The following is a 1,085-nucleotide window of genomic DNA, read 5'->3' as shown; positions in this document are numbered from 1 at the left end:
AAATGGAGGATTAGCTCAGCTGGGTGAGCACCTGCCTTACAAGCAGGGGGTCGGCGGTTCGCTCCCGTCATCCTCCACCATATATTTCGGAGGGGTCCGCCACGTGGCTATCCATTGCGTCGGGCTGTTGATCTTGTCATCTGAAGGTTGGGTGGTCGGCGTGTTCTAGTCTCTGCACCCCGTTTTCATTTCATGGGAGTCTTTTTTTTTGTGGTCTAGCCTGTCGGTTGGTTTAGTGTTTATCATGCCTGCCTGGCCGGAGATCGCCGGTTCGCCCCCGGTCGGGACCGCCATTTTAATAAGGCTCGGTAGCTCAGTCGGTAGAGCAGAGGACTGAAAATCCTCGTGTCGGCGGTTCGATTCCGTCCCGAGCCACCATTTATTTTAATAAAATACGCCGGCTTAGCTCAATTGGTAGAGCAACTGACTTGTAATCAGTAGGTTGGGGGTTCAAGTCCTCTAGCCGGCACCATGTAAGTTTCGGAGGGGTAGCGAAGTGGCTAAACGCGGCGGACTGTAAATCCGCTCCTTCGGGTTCGGCAGTTCGAATCTGCCCCCCTCCACCATTTACATAGGGGCATAGTTTAAAGGTAGAACTGAGGTCTCCAAAACCTCCAGTGTGGGTTCGATTCCTACTGCCCCTGCCAAATATATTTACACAACATGGCGGTTGTGGCGAAGTGGTTAACGCACCGGATTGTGGCTCCGGCATTCGTGGGTTCGATTCCCATCAGTCGCCCCATTTTTATTTTTTAAATTACAAATAATTTAATTGATACTTACATATAATTAAGTAAGAATTCGATAGGCTATAGCCTAGCGCCTTTGGCGTGGGGGTTCGACTCCCTTCACCCGCACTTTTAATAAAACTATCTCAAACATGTCTTGCGGAAGTAGTTCAGTGGTAGAATACAACCTTGCCAAGGTTGGGGTCGCGGGTTCGAATCCCGTCTTCCGCTCCAATTTTCAATATGACATGCCGGGGTGGCGGAACAGGCAGACGCACAGGACTTAAAATCCTGCGGTGGGTGACCACCCGGGTTGCCGCCGCCTCTCTGTGCACCATATGGCGGTATTGGCAGACG

Annotated in this window: 8 tRNA genes; all 8 read left to right on the top strand. The window is 51.4% G+C overall.

Going from position 1 to position 1,085, the window contains the following annotated elements:
* Positions 1 to 4 precede the first annotated feature (4 nt).
* Positions 5 to 80: transfer RNA gene (locus DN403_RS00695), tRNA-Val, on the top strand.
* Between the two features lie 222 nt (positions 81 to 302).
* Positions 303 to 378 (top strand) — tRNA-Phe (locus tag DN403_RS00690).
* An 18-nt stretch (positions 379 to 396) separates the two neighbouring features.
* Positions 397 to 472: transfer RNA gene (locus tag DN403_RS00685), tRNA-Thr, on the top strand.
* A 10-nt stretch (positions 473 to 482) separates the two neighbouring features.
* Positions 483 to 566, top strand: a tRNA-Tyr gene (locus DN403_RS00680).
* Between the two features lie 7 nt (positions 567 to 573).
* Positions 574 to 647: transfer RNA gene (locus tag DN403_RS00675), tRNA-Trp, on the top strand.
* A gap of 19 nt (positions 648 to 666) precedes the next feature.
* Positions 667 to 742, top strand: a tRNA-His gene (locus tag DN403_RS00670).
* A gap of 145 nt (positions 743 to 887) precedes the next feature.
* Positions 888 to 962: transfer RNA gene (locus tag DN403_RS00665), tRNA-Gly, on the top strand.
* 16 nt (positions 963 to 978) lie between these two features.
* Positions 979 to 1,065 (top strand) — tRNA-Leu (locus DN403_RS00660).
* The last annotated feature ends 20 nt before the right edge of the window (positions 1,066 to 1,085 follow it).

This window comes from Bacillus sp. AY2-1 (genome assembly GCF_008368965.1).
GTDB lineage: Bacteria > Bacillota > Bacilli > Bacillales > Bacillaceae_G > Bacillus_A > Bacillus_A thuringiensis_S.
The sequence above is the reverse complement of the archived record's forward strand: the minus strand, read 5'-3'. Positions and strand labels throughout refer to the sequence as shown.